This window comes from Fodinicurvata sp. EGI_FJ10296 (assembly GCF_040712075.1).
GTDB lineage: Bacteria > Pseudomonadota > Alphaproteobacteria > DSM-16000 > Inquilinaceae > JBFCVL01.
This window is the reverse complement of sequence record NZ_JBFCVL010000002.1, coordinates 221,924-237,614: the sequence shown is the minus strand read 5'-3', so window position 1 is coordinate 237,614 and position 15,691 is coordinate 221,924. Positions and strand designations below refer to the sequence as shown.

Sequence of the window (15,691 nt, the reverse complement as noted above, 5' to 3'; positions counted from 1 at the left end):
CATCAGAGGGCGGTAGCCGAAGCGCCGCAGATTCTGAAGAATGAAAGGACGCCGAAGTGTCGGTATTTGACCGCTATCTCTCGCTCTGGGTTGCACTCTGCATCATCGTGGGCGTGGCGCTGGGTACATTGCTCCCCGGGCTTTTCCAGACCGTCGCATCGTGGGAATACGCTTCGGTCAATCTGGTCGTTGCCATGCTCATCTGGGCAATGGTCTACCCGATGATGGTCGCGGTCGATTTCGCAAGCCTCCGCCATGTCCACAGACGTCCAAAAGGTCTCATCATCACAGTAGTCGTGAACTGGTTGATCAAGCCATTCACGATGGCGGCGCTCGGCGTGCTCTTCTTCGAGTTTGTTTTCGCCGACCTGATCGACCCGGCCGATGCCGGGCAATACATTGCGGGGCTGATCCTGCTCGGCGCCGCACCGTGTACGGCCATGGTATTCATCTGGTCGCAATTGACGCGCGGTGACGCGAACTACACGCTCGTTCAGGTGTCACTCAACGACGTCATCATGATCTTCGCCTTTGCGCCGATCGTCGCGCTGCTTCTTGGCGTCACTGACATCGAAGTACCCTGGGAAACCCTGCTTCTGTCCGTTGTGCTCTACGTCATCATTCCGTTGGCGGCGGGTGCCGCGACACGGGCGGTTCTGGTCCGGAAGGCCGGAAACGGCGTGCGCGGCGAGGCCCGTGTGTCCAGCTTCACGGCTTCGGTGAAGCCTTTTTCGATTCTGGGACTGTTGGCCACCGTGGTTCTGTTGTTTGGCTTTCAGGGGCAGGTCATTCTGGAACGGCCGTTGCTGATCGCGCTGATCGCCGTCCCGCTGCTGATTCAGTCCTACGGAATATTCGCCATTGCCTATGCGGCTGCCTGGATCTGGCGTGTGCCGCATAATGTCGCCGCACCCTGCGCCCTGATCGGTACGTCGAATTTCTTCGAACTGGCGGTTGCGGTCGCGATCGGCCTGTTCGGCCTGAATTCCGGTGCGGCGCTGGTGACGGTCGTCGGCGTTCTGGTCGAGGTTCCGGTGATGCTTTCCCTCGTCGCCTTATCGAACCGGACCCGCAGGTATTTTCCGGCCGCGGATGAGGACGCTGAATCCTCTGCCGCGTCGAGCTTGCGGACCGAAGAGGTGCGGCAATAAATATCCTGTGGTGCCGCTGAAGCAAGGATGAAACCCGATGCTGGAATACTCCGTTCATGCACGCCGCGTCGACGACCACGGTAGCCTCGCCACGACGAAGAAGGCCGACATCACTCTCGATACCGATATCAAGGGCCGTGACGATGCGTTCAACCCGGCCGAGTTGTTTCTGGCGTCAGTGGCGGCCTGCATGATCAAGGGAATCGAGCGCGTCATGCCAATGCTGAAGTTCGAACTGCGCGGCGTTGAGGTGAGACTGCACGGTGTTCGGCAGGACAGCCCGCCGAAGATGATCTCCATCGACTACGAGATCATCGTGGATACCGACGAGGATGACCGCCGGCTTGAGCTTATGCATACGAACGTCCGCAAGTTCGGCACCATCTCGAATACGGTCGCGGAAGCCACGAAGCTGGAAGGCAGGATCCGGAGGCGTGAATGAGCCGCCCCCACACTGAGCGTCATCTGGTCACGCGCATCGGGTGGTTGCGCGCCGCCGTGCTCGGCGCCAATGACGGCATCGTTTCTACCGCGAGCCTGATCGTGGGTGTGGCGGCGGCATCGGCGGGAACCGGTGAAGTGGTCGTCGCCGGTATTGCCGGTCTTGTTGCCGGTGCCATGTCCATGGCCGCCGGGGAATATGTCTCGGTCAGTTCGCAGTCCGACACCGAGCAGGCAGATCTTGCCCGAGAGCGTGCGGAGCTTGTAAGCCAGCCCGCTTTCGAGCGCGAAGAATTGGCGCAGATTTATGTGCAGCGGGGCGTTGAGCGGGAACTGGCCTGCAAAGTCGCCGAGCAGCTGATGGCCAGGGATGCGCTCGGCGCGCACGCGCAGGATGAACTTGGCATTTCCGAGGTGACAACGGCGCGCCCGATCCAGGCTGCCCTGACTTCCGGCGCGATGTTCTCCATTGGGGCGGCGATGCCACTGCTTATGGTCGTTGTTTCACCGACACCGCTTCTTGTTCCGGTCGTCTCGATCGCTTCGCTATTGTTTCTGGCCCTGCTGGGAGCGGTTGGCGCCCGCGCCGGCGGCGCAAATGTTGTCAGGGCGACCTTGCGCGTCACGTTCTGGGGGGCACTCGCAATGGCTCTGACTGCGGGCATCGGCGCACTCGTCGGCTCGGTGGTTTAGCAAATACACATAGTCATGATCACGAGGCTCCTGTTGACAATGACCTGAAGCCGGTCCTTTAGTGGTGCCGTGGCGCTTGGTGTGGGTTAAGTCGTTATCGATCAACGCGTCTCCACGTCAGAAGCGCCGGCATCGCGCAATGCCGCTTCGGCGTTTGCGATCTCGTCGCCGCTTACATCCGCCGACACCTGGACACTGCCATGAAGCGGCGCCCCGAAGGGTGAGCGTTCGCCCTCGCGTTCGGAGACGTCGCCGCCGGAAGGTTCCGATCCGGCGGTGTTCTCGGCATCGGCCGGCTGCACGAAGATATCGGCCCGATCGATCCCGTACTCCTGCACGAGACGTTCGATCGCAATCTCTGCCGCTTCCCGCGTGGAAAAGGTTGCGTGGATCGTCTTGACACTATCATCGGCCATGGTCGGTTCTCCTTTGGAAGGCCAACGAAAAACGCTGTCCGGCCCGTTTTGGTTCCTTCGGGCGTTCGGTTGCCGGCAGGTGCGGGAACAACCGGCCGCCGGTCGGCGTTTGTCCGGAGTGAGATGTTACCAGGATGCCAACATGTGTAAGGCCGCGATGATGGAAGGGGATAGGAAGCGCAGCAGTAACCTGAAGGACAATAGCGAGAAACTGCCCCGCCGATACGACCGGCCGGTTTCGCCTTGATGCCGGACCGTTCTGCGCACATGGTGGTGCTGAAGCGCGACGGCGGGTCACCATCGCCGGGGCGCCAGTTGGCCAGCGAGAACGGCGAGGTGAAAGCACTGAACGATAGTCAAGAACCGTCGGCGCGCATCTGCCGGCCACCAGACAATTGCTGGCGCCTGAGTTCGGCCGACCGCGCAGCCCTTCTCGTCGATGGTGCTGCCTATTTCAGCGCGTTGGACAAGGCTTTGGACAACGCCGCCAAACGCATCTGGATTATCGGGTGGGATTTCGATCCCGAGATAACCCTGCGCCCCGATCAGCCGGACGCCGTTTCACTTGGGTCACGCCTGCGCCGTCTGGTCGAGACGCGAGAGGGGCTGGAGATCCGCCTGCTGGTCTGGGCGCTCGGCCCGATTTACTCCAGCAAATCCCTGCATCTGTTCACGCATCACCCATGGGCCGACCATCCGCGCATATTCCTTCGTTTTGACCGGCGGCAACCGCTGCGTGGCGCGCAGCATCAGAAAATCGTTTGTATCGATGACACGCTGGCATTCGTCGGCGGTATTGATCTGACGTCGGGACGCTGGGACATGTCCGCGCATGAAGCTCATTCCGCCGTCAGACTCAAGCCGAATGGCGATAGCTATGGCCCCGTGCATGATCTTCAGGCTGCCTTTTCCGGTCCGGCGGCACGTGACGTCGCCGAATTGGCCGAGACGCGCTGGAAGGATGCCATCGGCGAGGCGCCGCCGCCGGTTGAACGGTCGCCAGCGTTCTGGCCCGCCGGTGTCGAGCCCTTGTTCGAAAGCTGCCGCATCGCGCTCGCCCGCACGGTGCCACGGCTTGTCGGCCGGGCGGCCCATCACGAAGCCATCAACCTGACGCTGGACGCCATCGCGGCCAGCCGGCGGCACGTTTATATCGAAACCCAGTATTTCGCCTCGTTCCGGGTTGGGCGGGCCATTGCGGAGAAGCTGCAGGAACCGGATGGGCCGGAGATACTCGTCATCGCAACGCAGAGTTCGCGAGGTATCATCGAGCAGTTCATGATGGCCCATAATCGCGACCGTCTCATCCGGCGATTGAAACGCCATGACCCTAACGGGCGGCTGCGCGTCATGTACGCGGTGGTGCCCGACGAAACGGCGGGAGACCAATCGGGAGATGGGGGCGGAAGCGCGGAGCTGGAGGTCCTGATACACTCCAAGGTAATCGTGATAGACGACCGCTTCGTGCGGGTCGGCTCGTCCAACCTGAACAACCGGTCCGAGGGCCTCGATACCGAATGCGACGTGGCGGTCGAAGCTGATCATCAAGGGCATCGAACGGCGATCGCGGGTTTCCGCAACAGACTGCTGGCAGAGCATCTGGGCAGTGATGCGCAAAGCGTCGAACGCGCGATCGCCGACACCGGCTCGCTGTTGAAAGCTGTCGATCGTCTGAACGTGAAGCCGCGCGGGCTCCGAGGCTATGACGTGGGCATCGAGAAGGGCGGCATCACGCCGCTGCCGGCGACCGGACTTCTCGATCCGCGTCAGCCCTATTGGCCGCTACAGCGACTCATTGATGGCTTGAGACGGTTATTCGGCGGATCGGGGCGAGGCCGATGATCCGGGTCGCATGAAATATTCGCTGCCCAGGAACAGGGGTAGGCCCAATGCGAGTGGAACGAAAAAATAGACAATGCGAAATGCGATCATCGCGGCGACCGAACCGGCACCGGGCAGCAGAAAGACGACCGTTGCTTCCAGAACCCCAAGTCCGCCGGGCACATGGCTGACCAGCGCAGTGCCGTTTGCGATCGCATAGACGGCCGCCACTTCCAGGTAGGGCACGGGCGCAAGAGCCGTCAGTAGTTGGTGCAGACAGGCGGCCACGAAAGCGTAGTTCGCGGCGCCGACAGCGATCTGTGCGATGGCGAGTCCGGGCCGCGGCAGGCGGAAATGCCAGCGCCGGACCCGGACGGTACCCCGGACAAATACCGATGCGGCGAGATAGGCTGCCGGCACGGCGAGGCAGGCGAGTGCTGCGCCGATGACGGCCCGTTCGCTCATGTTCATCAGGCTTTCGGCGTCTTCGGGATACATCAGCAGGCCGATGCCGCCGATCGTGACCAGTCCGAGACCGACGGTAATCCCGGAAAAGATGATGATCTTTGCGACATGTTCGGCATTGAGGCCCCAACGGCTGTAGAAGCGGTAACGGATGGCCCCGCTGCTGAGTGCGGCGACGCCGACATTGTGGCCGATCGACAGACTGGTGAAGGACGCCAGCGCCACGCGGCGATAGGCCAGGCGATTTCCTGAATAGCGAATGCCGAGATAATCGAAGCCCGTAAGGCAAAGATAGGATCCTGCGGCAAAGGCCACAGCGGCGATCAACCGACCCGCCGATATGGTCGAAAGCGCATCGGTGATTTCGCCGAAGCTATAGCGGTTGAGGGCGCGATAAATCAGCCAGGCCGCCCCGCAGATCGCCGCGGCGATACCAATTCTGAGCAGTATGCGCGAAATCGACATATTTTGCGTCAATCTGTCCGCCATTGTTGTCGACTACGGGAAGTCCCTGGGTTGGATATGAACGCTGTCTCCGGCGCCGGCCGGCCGCACATCTTCCGCATCATGACCTATAACGTGCACCGCTGCATCGGCACGGATCGCCGACTCGATCCGGCGCGCATAGCCGATGTCATCGCGGCCTCGGAGCCCGATATCGTTGCGCTGCAGGAACTCGATGTGGGACGGCATCGGACCGGGGGTGTCGATCAGGCGGTTGCCATCGCCCGCCACCTGTCGATGGAATCGCATTTTCACCCGGCCATGCATGTGGAGGAAGAAAAATACGGCGATGCCATTCTGTCACGCTTTCCGTCCCATCTGATCAAGGCCGCCGCACTGCCCTCGCTTGGGGAACCCCGCGGCGCGCTGGCAGTGAAGATCGACGTCGGGGGCGCGGCGGTTGCGGTCGTGAACACGCATCTGGGCCTTCGCCGCCGGGAACGCATCATCCAGGCCGACACACTGTTGGGGCCGGCATGGCTGAAGCATCAGGAGGTCGTGCATCTCCCGACGATATTGATGGGCGATTTCAACGCGATGCCACGGTCCGCAGCCTATAATGCCATCGCGGGGCGCCTCACGGACGCAGCCGCATCTGCTGCGGGGCGCGCGCGTGCCACCTTTCCGTCCCGAATCCCGATGTTGCGTATCGACCATATTTTCCTGAGCGCTGGTCTGTCGGCCCTGAATACGAGTGTCGAGTCCAGCCGCACCGCGAAAACGGCGTCCGATCATCTGCCGCTGGTGGCATCCGTTTCCTTGCTTTGATCATCGATCACCGAAAGCAACTGCCAAGGGCGGGTATTGTTCCGAAGACGCGCCGCACCAGGGCAGCAAGCTGCGGAGGTTCGGGGAGAAGCCAGGGTCAGGGCATGCTCTCATAGCCAACGGGGGCATAGCGGGACAGAATCATCTCCACCGGCCAGCCCAGGATGAGCAGGGCGATGCCTGCTGGCGGCAGGACAAATGCTACCGCTGTTGCCACCGAGACAACCCCCACCCAGGCCAGAAAACTGCCGACGGCAAAGCGATGGACATCGCGGCCGACGGGCCAGCGAAACGCATTTGCGCCACGGGCGCGCGCGAGCATCAGCGTCTGGACCAGTCCGATTCCGATCAGCAATCCCAGATACGGCACGACGGCGGCATGGCTGACCGGGCCAGCGGCACTGAGCAGGGCGGTCGTGAAGGGGACCAGCGCCACCAGCCCCAGCATGAGGAATGTCAGCAGGATCAGCCCAGGCTCCAATGCCCGGACGATTGCGGTAAACCGATGATGGAGCAGCCAGAAGCGCAGGATCACCGCAAAACTCAGCCCGAACGCCAGCAGATTCTGCCAAAGGCCGGCCAGATCGCCGAGACTGACGGGAACAGGATCGGGTACTTCGACATCGAAGACGAGCAACGTCAATGCAATGGCAAAGACGCCATCCGTCAGTGTGTTGATCCGATCGAATTCAATCGTACCTCTTGCATACCACGAGGCCAAAAGCGGTTCGTCTTCGGTCGGGTCGCGTTTCATGGCCGTGATCTTACAAGCCGATCGAGGCGACTGTCGAGGGATAGCAGCGGCCGTGCCTCGTTGCGGGTGCGGCTACCGGTCGGTGACGGCGACTTCGACCGTCATCCCGTCGAAATCCCGGCTTTCGCCGGCGAAGCTCCCCGCGACCGGTACGACGAGACCGATGTCACGGCCGACCGCCGTTGGAATCAGGTTGGCGCCACCAACGCTGCGATTGGTCGGGTCGAAGGCGATCCATCCGGCACCGGGCAAATAGACGTCCGCCCAGGCATGAGTGGTACCGTCGCCGCCGGATCCCACGGCCCGCCGGTCGGGATCGTACAGATAGCCGGATACGATGCGTGCGCCAAATCCCAGCACGCGGACGGCTTCGGCAAACAGCACCGCCAGATCGCGGCAGGATCCGCAGCGCCTACCCAGAGTCTGCAATGGCGGTTGGGTGCCCTCGTCGTCGCGGCTGAGATAGCTGATCCACGACGCGACGCCGGCATTCACGTCCTTGAGCAGTGCCAGCGTGTCGGTCGGCGTCGCATAAACGAACCCGGCTACCCAATCGCGTAATTCGCCCCTCGGGTCCTCGTGCTGAGGGACCGCCAGAGCGCCGAGGTCGGTTTGCTCGTCCCTGCCATAGGCAAAAGGATACGAAATGGCAGAGGCTGCTATGTCGAAAACCGGCCAGGCAACGCTGTTCAGTTGCACCTGGACGAGGCTCTCGATAGCGAGGTCGGTGGTCATGGCCGGGAAACTTGCTGTTGCCACGCTGTTGCCGACGATATCCTGCATCCATGCAATATGCGCGGCCGGTTCGATCGCAAGGTCCATGGCATGGAGCCGCAGGTCGCGGCTCTCTCGCGGCCGCAGCATGAGGCGGTGCGGATTGAGCGCTACCGGCATGCGATAGCGATAGGTCGTCTTGTGGCGGATGTTCAACAGGACCAAGGGTTACTCCTGCACGAAAAAAGTGTCGCCGAACCGGCGATCCCACGATATCGCGTGACGGCGTGCCGTAACATCGCCGCAAGGGTAGCTGTTCTTATGCGCCGCTCTGCGCAGACCGTAACACTGGATTTCCGATTTCTGATGGACAATGATCGGATCCTACGTATGTGTGCCGATCCGGCAGGCGACGCAATGGAGGGCGCACGCAATGTGCCGTTGTGATCGAGAAAATGTTAACCGTTCTGCCGGTCGTTCTCCGGATTCAATCATCTGTATTCAGCTGAAGCATTGAATAGTGGCATGCTCCAGAGTCCGAGGCGTACGGTGATTTTATGAGCCTGTATTTGTTCGAGAATCATCCGGATCCAATGTGGATTTACGATCCCGGTACGCTGAAGCTACTGGATGTCAACGGGACCGCGGTCGAAAAGTTCGGGTATTCCCGCGCGGAACTGCTTTCGAGAACGATAGCGGATATTCGTCCTCCCGAAGATGTGCCGGCGCTACTGGCCTCCGTCCGCAGGCTGGAGTCGGGATTCTATGAGGGCGGTCGGTGGCGGTTGCGAACGAAGGGCGGCGATTTGATCGATGTCGATATTCGCTGGCACGTGATCGAGCATGAGGGGAAGAAGGCGATCCTCGCCTCGGTCCGGGACATTTCGGCGATCGTCGAGATGGAGCGGGAGCGCGATGCACTGCTGGAGCGCGAACGCCAGGCGCGCCTGGCGGCAGAGGAGTCGGCCGATCATTTTCGTTCCATGTTCGAGGCGGCGCCCGCCGACGCTCGCAATCTGAAGGCCGCCAACAAAAGATTGAAGCAACAGGACGCTCATCTGCGCACGGCCCAGCGACTGTTGGGCCTTGGCATGTGGTCGCTCAACCTTGACAGCGGCGCCCTTGTTCTGTCCGACAGCGGGTACGAATTGTTTGGCGTGGACCGGGAGACGTTTTCGTCGGACTTTCAGGGGCTTCTCGGTCTGGTCCATCCTGACGACCGGCAGCGCATCCAGGCCCTGTACCAGGGATATCAGGAATCGCACGATCCGGTCATCGAGTTTGAGTATCGGATGGTCCGACCCACCGGTGAAATTCTGCAAATCCGGGGAGTCGGCGAATTGGCGGCCACCTCCGCCGGCCGGGTCTATACCGGTGTCATGCAGGATGTGACACGGCAGAAGCGCGCTGAAGCCGATCTGATTGAGGCAAATACCCTGATCAGGATTGCCGGACAGGCCGCCAGCCTCGGTGGCTGGCGCGTCGATCTGGCTACTCGCCACGTCACCTGGTCGCCCGTGACCGCCGAAATTCACGAGATCGACGTCTCTCAAACGCCTGACCTCGACAGTGCGATCGAATTCTATGCACCGGAGTACCGGGATCGCGTCCTCGACCTCTTCACCGCCTGCGCCGAGCGGGGGCATCCCTATGATGAAGTCCTGCAGATCGTTACGGGGAAAGGCAATCGGGTTTGGGTCCGATCGATCGGAGAGGCCGAGTACGACGCCGACGGAGCCATACAGGCGGTTCGGGGGGCATTTCAGGATATCTCCGAGCTGGTCGCAGCGCAGCAGCGGACGGCGGGATTGTCTCAGCGGCTGCTCCAGACGCTGGAGAGCATGAGCGATGCCGTTTTCATGCTCGATACCGACTGGCGGTTCACGTTCCTGAACGGCCAGGCCGAGATTCTGCTGAGCCGAGGCCGGAAGGATCTGGTCGGCCGGCGGATCTGGGAGGAATTCCCCGATGCGGTCGGCATGGCATTTCAAACGCAGTATGAACGCGCGGCTTCGACGCGGAAAGCGGCCCGCTTCGTTGAATATTTCCCGCCGCTCGCCAAATGGTTCGAAGTCAGCGCCTATCCGGCTCCGGACGGGTTGGCCGTCTATTTCAGGGATATCACCGAGAAGCGGGCACGCGAAGAGCAGCTTCGCCTGCTTGAAGCTGCCGTCTCGCGGCAGAACGATCTGTTGATCATTACCGAAGCAACGCCGATTGACGAACCGGACGGGCCCAGGATCGTCTATGTGAACGATGCATTCGTCCGGCGAACGGGCTATAGCCGGGATGAGGTTCTGGGCTGGTCGCCGCGTTTCCTGCAGGGGCCGGAAACCGGCCGACGCGAGCTGGATACGATCCGCCGGGCGATGGAGAACAACGAGTCCGTGCGTGTTGAACTGGTCAATTATACCAGGGACGGCGATCCGCTATGGCTCGACATCGACATTTCGCCGATCGTGGATGAAGCCGGGCACCACACACATTTCGTCGCCGTCGAACGCGATATCACGGCGCGAAAACGCACAGAAGAGGCCATCCGGATCAGCGAAGAGCGCTTCCGTCTGGTCGCCAAAGCGACCAACGACGTGATCTTCGACTGGAATTTCGAGGCCGATACGATCTGGTGGAACGAAGGTCTCGTCAATCATTTCGGCGGTTCCGTCAACGGATCGGTCATGTCGGGCGACGTGACCATGGAGCCGGGATCGGCCTGGATGAACCGCATTCATGCCGACGACAGGGAGCATGTGATGGCGGCGGTGCGCACTGTCACCGAAGGGGCGGCGGCAAGCTGGAACACCGAATACCGGTTTGCCCACGCCGAAGGGCATTATCTCACCGTCTATAGCCGAGGATTTGCCATTCGCAACGACTCCGGCGATACCGTCCGGATGCTCGGCAGCCTGACCGACATCACCGAGCAAAGGCAACTCGACGAGCGGCTGCGCCAATCGCAAAAACTGGAGGCCGTTGGCCAGCTGACCGGTGGGGTCGCCCACGATTTCAACAATTTGCTGACGGTGATCCTCGGCAATGCCGAAATCCTGGTGGAACGGCTTCAGAACCAGACGCAGCTTCGGTCCATGGCCGACATGATGGTCACAGCTGCGGAGCGTGGTGCCGACCTGACGAACCGCTTGCTGGCCTTCGCCCGCCGGCAGGCGTTGGAACCCAAACGGATCAATGTCAATCGGGTTGTGGCCAGTATGGATGGCCTGCTCAGAAGAACGCTGAGCGAGGAAATCAGCCTGGAGATCGTTCAGGCCGGCGGCCTCTGGACAACCGAGGTGGATGCCGGGCAACTTGAAGTGGCTATGCTGAACCTCGCTCTCAACGCCCGCGATGCGATGCCCGACGGTGGCTTTCTTACCATCGAGACTGCGAACACAGTTTTGGACGACGCCTATGCACGGGCGCATCAGGAAGTCAGTCCCGGCCAGTACGTGATGATTTCGATCTCCGACACGGGTCTCGGGATGGGACCGGATGTGGCCAGCAGGGCCGTGGAACCGTTTTTCACGACCAAGGAAGTCGGCAAAGGCAGCGGTCTCGGACTCAGCATGATTTATGGTTTCGTGAAGCAGTCCGACGGCCATATGAAGATCTATACCGAAACGGGTGAAGGTACGACCGTCCGGCTGTATTTCCCCCGGGTTTACGCCCGGCCGTCCGACGATGAGCGAAAGGCAGCGGATCCGCGGCCGGTCGGCGGCAATGAGCACATTCTGGTGGTCGAAGACGACGACCTCGTTCGGGAACATCTGATCGCGCGGCTCATGGGGTTGGGGTACCGCGTCACGGGCGCAACAAATGGTGTGGAGGCGATGGAGATTGTGAAGAATACATCCGGTTTCGATCTGCTTTTCACCGATGTCGTCATGCCCGGCGGAATCAACGGTCGCCAGCTTGCGCGGTTCGCACAGGACCTGTATCCGGAATTGCGGGTGCTTTTCACCTCGGGCTATACCGAAAATGCGATCGTCCACCACGGGCGCCTTGATCCCGGTGTGCATCTGCTGAGCAAGCCGTATCGATATCAGGAACTGTCTGCCAAGATTCGCAAGGTTCTCGACGAGAATGGTGATCGATGTCCACTGAAGTGACGATCTATGGCATCCGCAACTGCGACACGATGAAGAAGGCGCGGGCCTGGCTCGACGGCCGCGGCATCAACTATCGTTTCCATGACTACAAGAAGGACGGCGTCGACCGTGATCGCCTCGGCCAATGGCTTCGCTTGGTGGATTGGCCGGTGCTGCTGAACCGGGCCGGCACCACGTTCCGAAAGCTGCCCGATGTCGATAAATCGGACCTTGATGCCGACCGGGCTGTCGATTTGATGGTGACCTATCCCTCGATGATCAAACGACCGGTTCTCGACGTCGATGGCCGCATCACCGTCGGGTTCAGTACGGAAAAATATGAGCAGGTGTTCGGTCCGGCGCCGGCCTGATACCGCGATGGGGCGAGTCCAATGGCCGCTACAGAAACCCGATCCAGCGTCCGGAAATCAGCGCCGCCGGCCAGACAGCCAGAGACACCACGGCCGAGGCACGAAGGCCCGGCGTGATCGTCCCGCCCTTGCACGCTCTTTGCCATCCGGACGTGACCCTGAGCGCCAGAGCGTTGGCTGTCCCAACCGCAACCAGGGATATCTTGGTGAGAAAAGCCGGGTTGGCGGCGTATTCATGCGGGTTGACCGCGAACAGCAGAAACCCCGACACGGCGGCGATGCCCAGTCCGGTCGCCGCAAAGCGGATCAGAACTGTCGCGAGATCCGGCAGCGAAACGCGGTGAAACACGCCCAGCAGGCGCAGATCGACGGGCACGATGGCCCCGATCAGCAGGGCGATACCGAAAATATGGCCTGCAGTGACCAGCGGGTATACGGTGACCGATGTCCTCAGCGCTGCGGCAACCGGCCACGATTCCAGTTGGTCGAAAAGGGCGGTCAACACGGACGAAGTCGCCTGGCGGCCACGTTGAAGCTGCCCTAAAACGCCCGGGCGCGTTCGGGATAGACGTCGTAGGTTCCACCCCCGACCACGACGCGGACGGCCTTCATCGCGTATTCGGATTCATTTCGTGAGCGATGGCCGTATACCGTGACCGCGTCGCCCGGTGACGCCACGCCTTCAACGAAGCCGGCGTTGGTCGTCGCGCCGACAGGGGCCAGATCGACCTCCCAGAGGTTTCCGTCGGACCGGATCGTCAGTGTCGGGTGCGGCTGGCCGATATATATGTCCTCGATCGTGCCCGAAAGTTCGAACGGCGCACCGGACGTCCATTCCCAGCCATGATGAGCGGCAGCATTTCCGCCAGGGACCAGCGGCCCGACTGCGATCAATGCCGCGAACAGTCCAAACCGGATACCACAGGTTAGCGATTTGATCAGCTTCATCCGTCCGTCTCCCATCAGCGCGCCCCTTGTGCCCTGCGGGTCCAGATCGTCTGCGTCATATTTGCCTGCGGCGATGGGGGGTCAAGTGCTGGCAACATTGATGATCGGCATTGTCCCTTCCTCATCCCCGGATCAGCGAAGCGTCATTGCATGCCGCATCGCCACCGATCCCTTTCCCGGAGGAGCGAAGCGACGTCCGGGATCCACGCGCGCCGGGGGAGCCCTGGCAGCGTGGGCTCAGGACCGGCAGCGCAATCGACCTCAGATCACGCGTGATCCGCTGGCGCTTCGGTGACGGTCTCGTGCCGCCACGGTTCGAGGATTTCCAGCGCGACTGCCCGTCCCTTCGCCGTCAGCTGCAGCAATTCCCCGTCGCGGGTGATCAGACCCTGGTCGAGACCGCGCAGCACGATACGGCGGGCCTTGGTCCGATCCCACCTTAGATGCTCCATCAGTGCGTGGGCGACATTCTCCTCGCCCTGGTTCGGTTCATCCTCGTGGTTGTAGAGATGGACGGCCAGGGTTCGGCTTTCGTTGGCGCGGGTCTGGCTTTGGCGGCGGATGTGCTGGGCGATGACGCCATAGCGGGGCCCGAACAAAAAGGCCAGCGCCAGGAAAACGCCGGTCATGACGGCCATCATGCCGCTGATCGAAACATTCCAGGCGACGGCTGCATAGTACCCGCCGACGCTCGACGCCACGGCTATGGCCGAGCCGAGGCCGAGCATCATCCATAGCCGATCGGTCAGCAGATAGGCCGCGGACGGCGGAACGATGACAAATGCGATGAAAAGAATCGCGCCGACGGCATCGAATGCCGCGACAGCCGTGGCGCTGGTAAACATCAACAGCGCATAGAACAGGAAGCCCGGCGCGAAGCCCAATGCCTTGGCGAGCGCCGGGTCGAATGTCGCCAGCTTTAGCTCCTTGTAGAGGAAGGCGACGAACAGCAGATTGGCCAGCGCCATCGCGCCCATCCAGATCAGTGATTGGGGCACCCTGTAGCCGCCGATCATCATCGTGTCGAGCCAGACGAAGCCGATCTCGCCCAGCAGCACGGTATGCTGGTCGATATGGACGTCACGGGCATAGAGGTTGAGGAGCAGCACACCGATCGAAAACAGTACCGGGAATACCAATCCGATGGCCGCGTCATGCTTCACGCGGTTGGTGCTGACCAGCAGTTCGGTCAGGAAGACGGTCAACAGGCCCGTCAGGGCCGCACCGACGATCTGCACGGGCCCGCTCTGCGCATGGGTCAGAAGCCAGACGATGACGATGCCGAATACGATCGAATGGCTGATGGCGTCGGACAGCATGCTGTTGCCGCGCAGCACCAGAAACGTGCCGACCAGGGTTGCGGCGATACCGACCAGGGCGCCCGTCAGCATGATCATGATCGCCGGGTTGTCGAAGAATGCTTCCAGCATCACCTTGTCTCCCGGCCCAGTGTGTCCAGGATGCGGCGCGCTTCGACGATGCCGGCCGGCGTCAGTTCCCAATGCGCCGTTTTCTCGGGCTGGTGGGCAACCGGCCGGACCATGCCCTGCGCCTGGAGTTTTTTTAGCGCCCGCTGCGTACCGACGCCGTGATAGGTGTCGACCGCAGCCTGTTCCGCGGGAAACGTCGGGTTGTCGTGGTCGGCCGCCAGCCGATAGAGCGAGGTCAGCACCTGCTGGCCTTCGAGTCGGCGTCCGTCGCGCCATCGGCGAAGGCCGTTCCACAACAGGCCGTGTTCGGGCGCCGCCACCAGCGATACGATCACAACGGCGGATACGCTGAGCACGATCAGCGGTCCGGTTGCCAGTCCGCGGGCCGTCGCGCTGAGGACGGCGCCGAAAACGCCTGACGCCATGCCGATGACGGCCGCGAGCACGACCATGACTTCGAGCCGGTGGGTCCATTGCCGTGCTGCCACCGCGGGTGCGATCACCATTGCCGCCATCAGGACCACACCCACCATCTGCAGACCAACCACGACCGCAAGAGCGATCATGACGGTCAGGACCACGTCGAGCGCTGCTACCGGCATGCCCAGCGACTGTGCAAAGCCGGGATCGAAGGAAACGAGCTTGAACTCCTTCCAGAACGCCGCGACAAGCCCGATCGCGGCCACTGTGATCGCGCCCATGATCCACAGATCGCTGCGCAGAATCGCCGCAGCCTGCCCGAAAAGGAAAGAGTCGAGCCCTCCTTGCGCCGCATTGCCGGTTCCCTGGATATATGTCAGCAGCACAACGCCAACGGCGAAGAAAACACTCAGCGCGATCCCCATCCCGGCATCCGTTTTCAGGCGGCTGTTGCGCGTCAGGAGCAGAATAACCAGCGCGGCGAGCGCGCCGGTGAGCAGTGCGCCGAACAGGATGCTGCCCATATGCCGCGTTCCCGCGACCATGAAGCCGAGACAGATGCCCGGCAGTGCCGCGTGGGACAGGGTGTCGCCGAGCAGGCTCTGCTTGCGCAGGACAGCGAAACAGCCAAGCACGCCGCTGATAATCCCGAGCAGCGCCGCACCGATGGCGACTGTTTGAATGGTGTAGTCCTGGAACAGCGCCAGCAT

15 protein-coding genes are annotated in these 15,691 nt (G+C 61.8%); 7 read left to right on the top strand and 8 right to left on the bottom strand.

Annotated elements, in window-relative coordinates:
* Positions 1–56 precede the first annotated feature (56 nt).
* Genes arsB through ABZ728_RS04560 form a run of 3 tightly spaced genes read left to right on the top strand, consistent with a single transcriptional unit; the run spans position 57 to position 2,285 of the window.
* The gene (gene arsB / locus ABZ728_RS04570; protein ID WP_366654647.1) at positions 57–1,151 is read left to right on the top strand and encodes an ACR3 family arsenite efflux transporter; all 1,095 of its coding nucleotides are present in this window, start codon (positions 57–59) and stop codon (positions 1,149–1,151) included.
* A gap of 37 nt (positions 1,152–1,188) precedes the next feature.
* Positions 1,189–1,593: an OsmC family protein gene (locus ABZ728_RS04565; protein ID WP_366654645.1), complete on the top strand. Its 405-nt coding sequence runs from the start codon at positions 1,189–1,191 to the stop codon at positions 1,591–1,593.
* Entirely contained in the window at positions 1,590–2,285 is a 696-nt protein-coding gene (locus tag ABZ728_RS04560; protein ID WP_366654644.1) for a VIT family protein, read from the top strand. Before ABZ728_RS04565 ends, ABZ728_RS04560 begins: the two co-directional genes overlap by 4 nt.
* Before the next feature lie 101 nt (positions 2,286–2,386).
* Here the strand turns inward: ABZ728_RS04560 and ABZ728_RS04555 are convergent, their stop codons facing one another.
* Complete coding sequence (locus ABZ728_RS04555) at positions 2,387–2,701, bottom strand: hypothetical protein (protein ID WP_366654642.1); 315 nt, start codon at positions 2,699–2,701, stop codon at positions 2,387–2,389.
* A gap of 246 nt (positions 2,702–2,947) precedes the next feature.
* On the opposite strand from ABZ728_RS04555, the gene ABZ728_RS04550 reads away from it, so the two are divergent.
* Positions 2,948–4,543 (top strand): phospholipase D-like domain-containing protein, encoded by a 1,596-nt coding sequence (locus ABZ728_RS04550; protein ID WP_366654641.1) that lies wholly within the window; start codon positions 2,948–2,950, stop codon positions 4,541–4,543.
* Here the strand turns inward: ABZ728_RS04550 and ABZ728_RS04545 are convergent.
* Positions 4,514–5,464: a lysylphosphatidylglycerol synthase domain-containing protein gene (locus tag ABZ728_RS04545; protein WP_366654639.1), complete on the bottom strand. Its 951-nt coding sequence runs from the start codon at positions 5,462–5,464 to the stop codon at positions 4,514–4,516. The two genes, ABZ728_RS04550 and ABZ728_RS04545, sit on opposite strands and share 30 nt — an antisense overlap.
* Before the next feature lie 45 nt (positions 5,465–5,509).
* Between ABZ728_RS04545 and ABZ728_RS04540 the strand changes: the two genes are divergently transcribed.
* The gene (locus ABZ728_RS04540) at positions 5,510–6,259 is read left to right on the top strand and encodes an endonuclease/exonuclease/phosphatase family protein (RefSeq protein WP_366655089.1); all 750 of its coding nucleotides are present in this window, start codon (positions 5,510–5,512) and stop codon (positions 6,257–6,259) included.
* Between the two features lie 97 nt (positions 6,260–6,356).
* Here the strand turns inward: ABZ728_RS04540 and ABZ728_RS04535 are convergent, their stop codons facing one another.
* Both ABZ728_RS04535 and ABZ728_RS04530 read right to left on the bottom strand, forming a co-directional pair.
* Entirely contained in the window at positions 6,357–7,013 is a 657-nt protein-coding gene (locus tag ABZ728_RS04535) for a TMEM175 family protein (protein ID WP_366654637.1), read from the bottom strand.
* A gap of 72 nt (positions 7,014–7,085) precedes the next feature.
* The gene (locus ABZ728_RS04530; protein ID WP_366654636.1) at positions 7,086–7,952 is read right to left on the bottom strand and encodes a transglutaminase family protein; all 867 of its coding nucleotides are present in this window, start codon (positions 7,950–7,952) and stop codon (positions 7,086–7,088) included.
* Between the two features lie 332 nt (positions 7,953–8,284).
* Here ABZ728_RS04530 and ABZ728_RS04525 point away from each other — a divergent pair, with 332 nt between their 5' ends.
* Together ABZ728_RS04525 and ABZ728_RS04520 are read left to right on the top strand one after the other, a co-directional pair.
* Entirely contained in the window at positions 8,285–11,833 is a 3,549-nt protein-coding gene (locus ABZ728_RS04525) for a PAS domain S-box protein (RefSeq protein WP_366654635.1), read from the top strand.
* Positions 11,818–12,183 carry an ArsC family reductase gene (locus ABZ728_RS04520; RefSeq protein WP_366654633.1) on the top strand — a complete coding sequence of 122 codons (366 nt, stop codon included), beginning with the start codon at positions 11,818–11,820 and terminating at the stop codon, positions 12,181–12,183. Before ABZ728_RS04525 ends, ABZ728_RS04520 begins: the two co-directional genes overlap by 16 nt.
* Positions 12,184–12,211: 28 nt before the next feature.
* Here the strand turns inward: ABZ728_RS04520 and ABZ728_RS04515 are convergent, their stop codons facing one another.
* From ABZ728_RS04515 to ABZ728_RS04500, 4 genes are all read right to left on the bottom strand, one after another.
* The gene (locus ABZ728_RS04515) at positions 12,212–12,688 is read right to left on the bottom strand and encodes a DUF2214 domain-containing protein (RefSeq protein ID WP_366654631.1); all 477 of its coding nucleotides are present in this window, start codon (positions 12,686–12,688) and stop codon (positions 12,212–12,214) included.
* A gap of 35 nt (positions 12,689–12,723) precedes the next feature.
* Positions 12,724–13,131, bottom strand: coding sequence for a hypothetical protein (locus ABZ728_RS04510; protein ID WP_366654630.1), 408 nt, complete (start codon positions 13,129–13,131; stop codon positions 12,724–12,726).
* Between the two features lie 266 nt (positions 13,132–13,397).
* Positions 13,398–14,561, bottom strand: coding sequence for a metal ABC transporter permease (locus ABZ728_RS04505; protein WP_366654629.1), 1,164 nt, complete (start codon positions 14,559–14,561; stop codon positions 13,398–13,400).
* Positions 14,561–15,691, bottom strand: coding sequence for a metal ABC transporter permease (locus ABZ728_RS04500; RefSeq protein ID WP_366654628.1), 1,131 nt, complete (start codon positions 15,689–15,691; stop codon positions 14,561–14,563). The genes ABZ728_RS04505 and ABZ728_RS04500 overlap by 1 nt, the downstream gene beginning before the upstream one ends.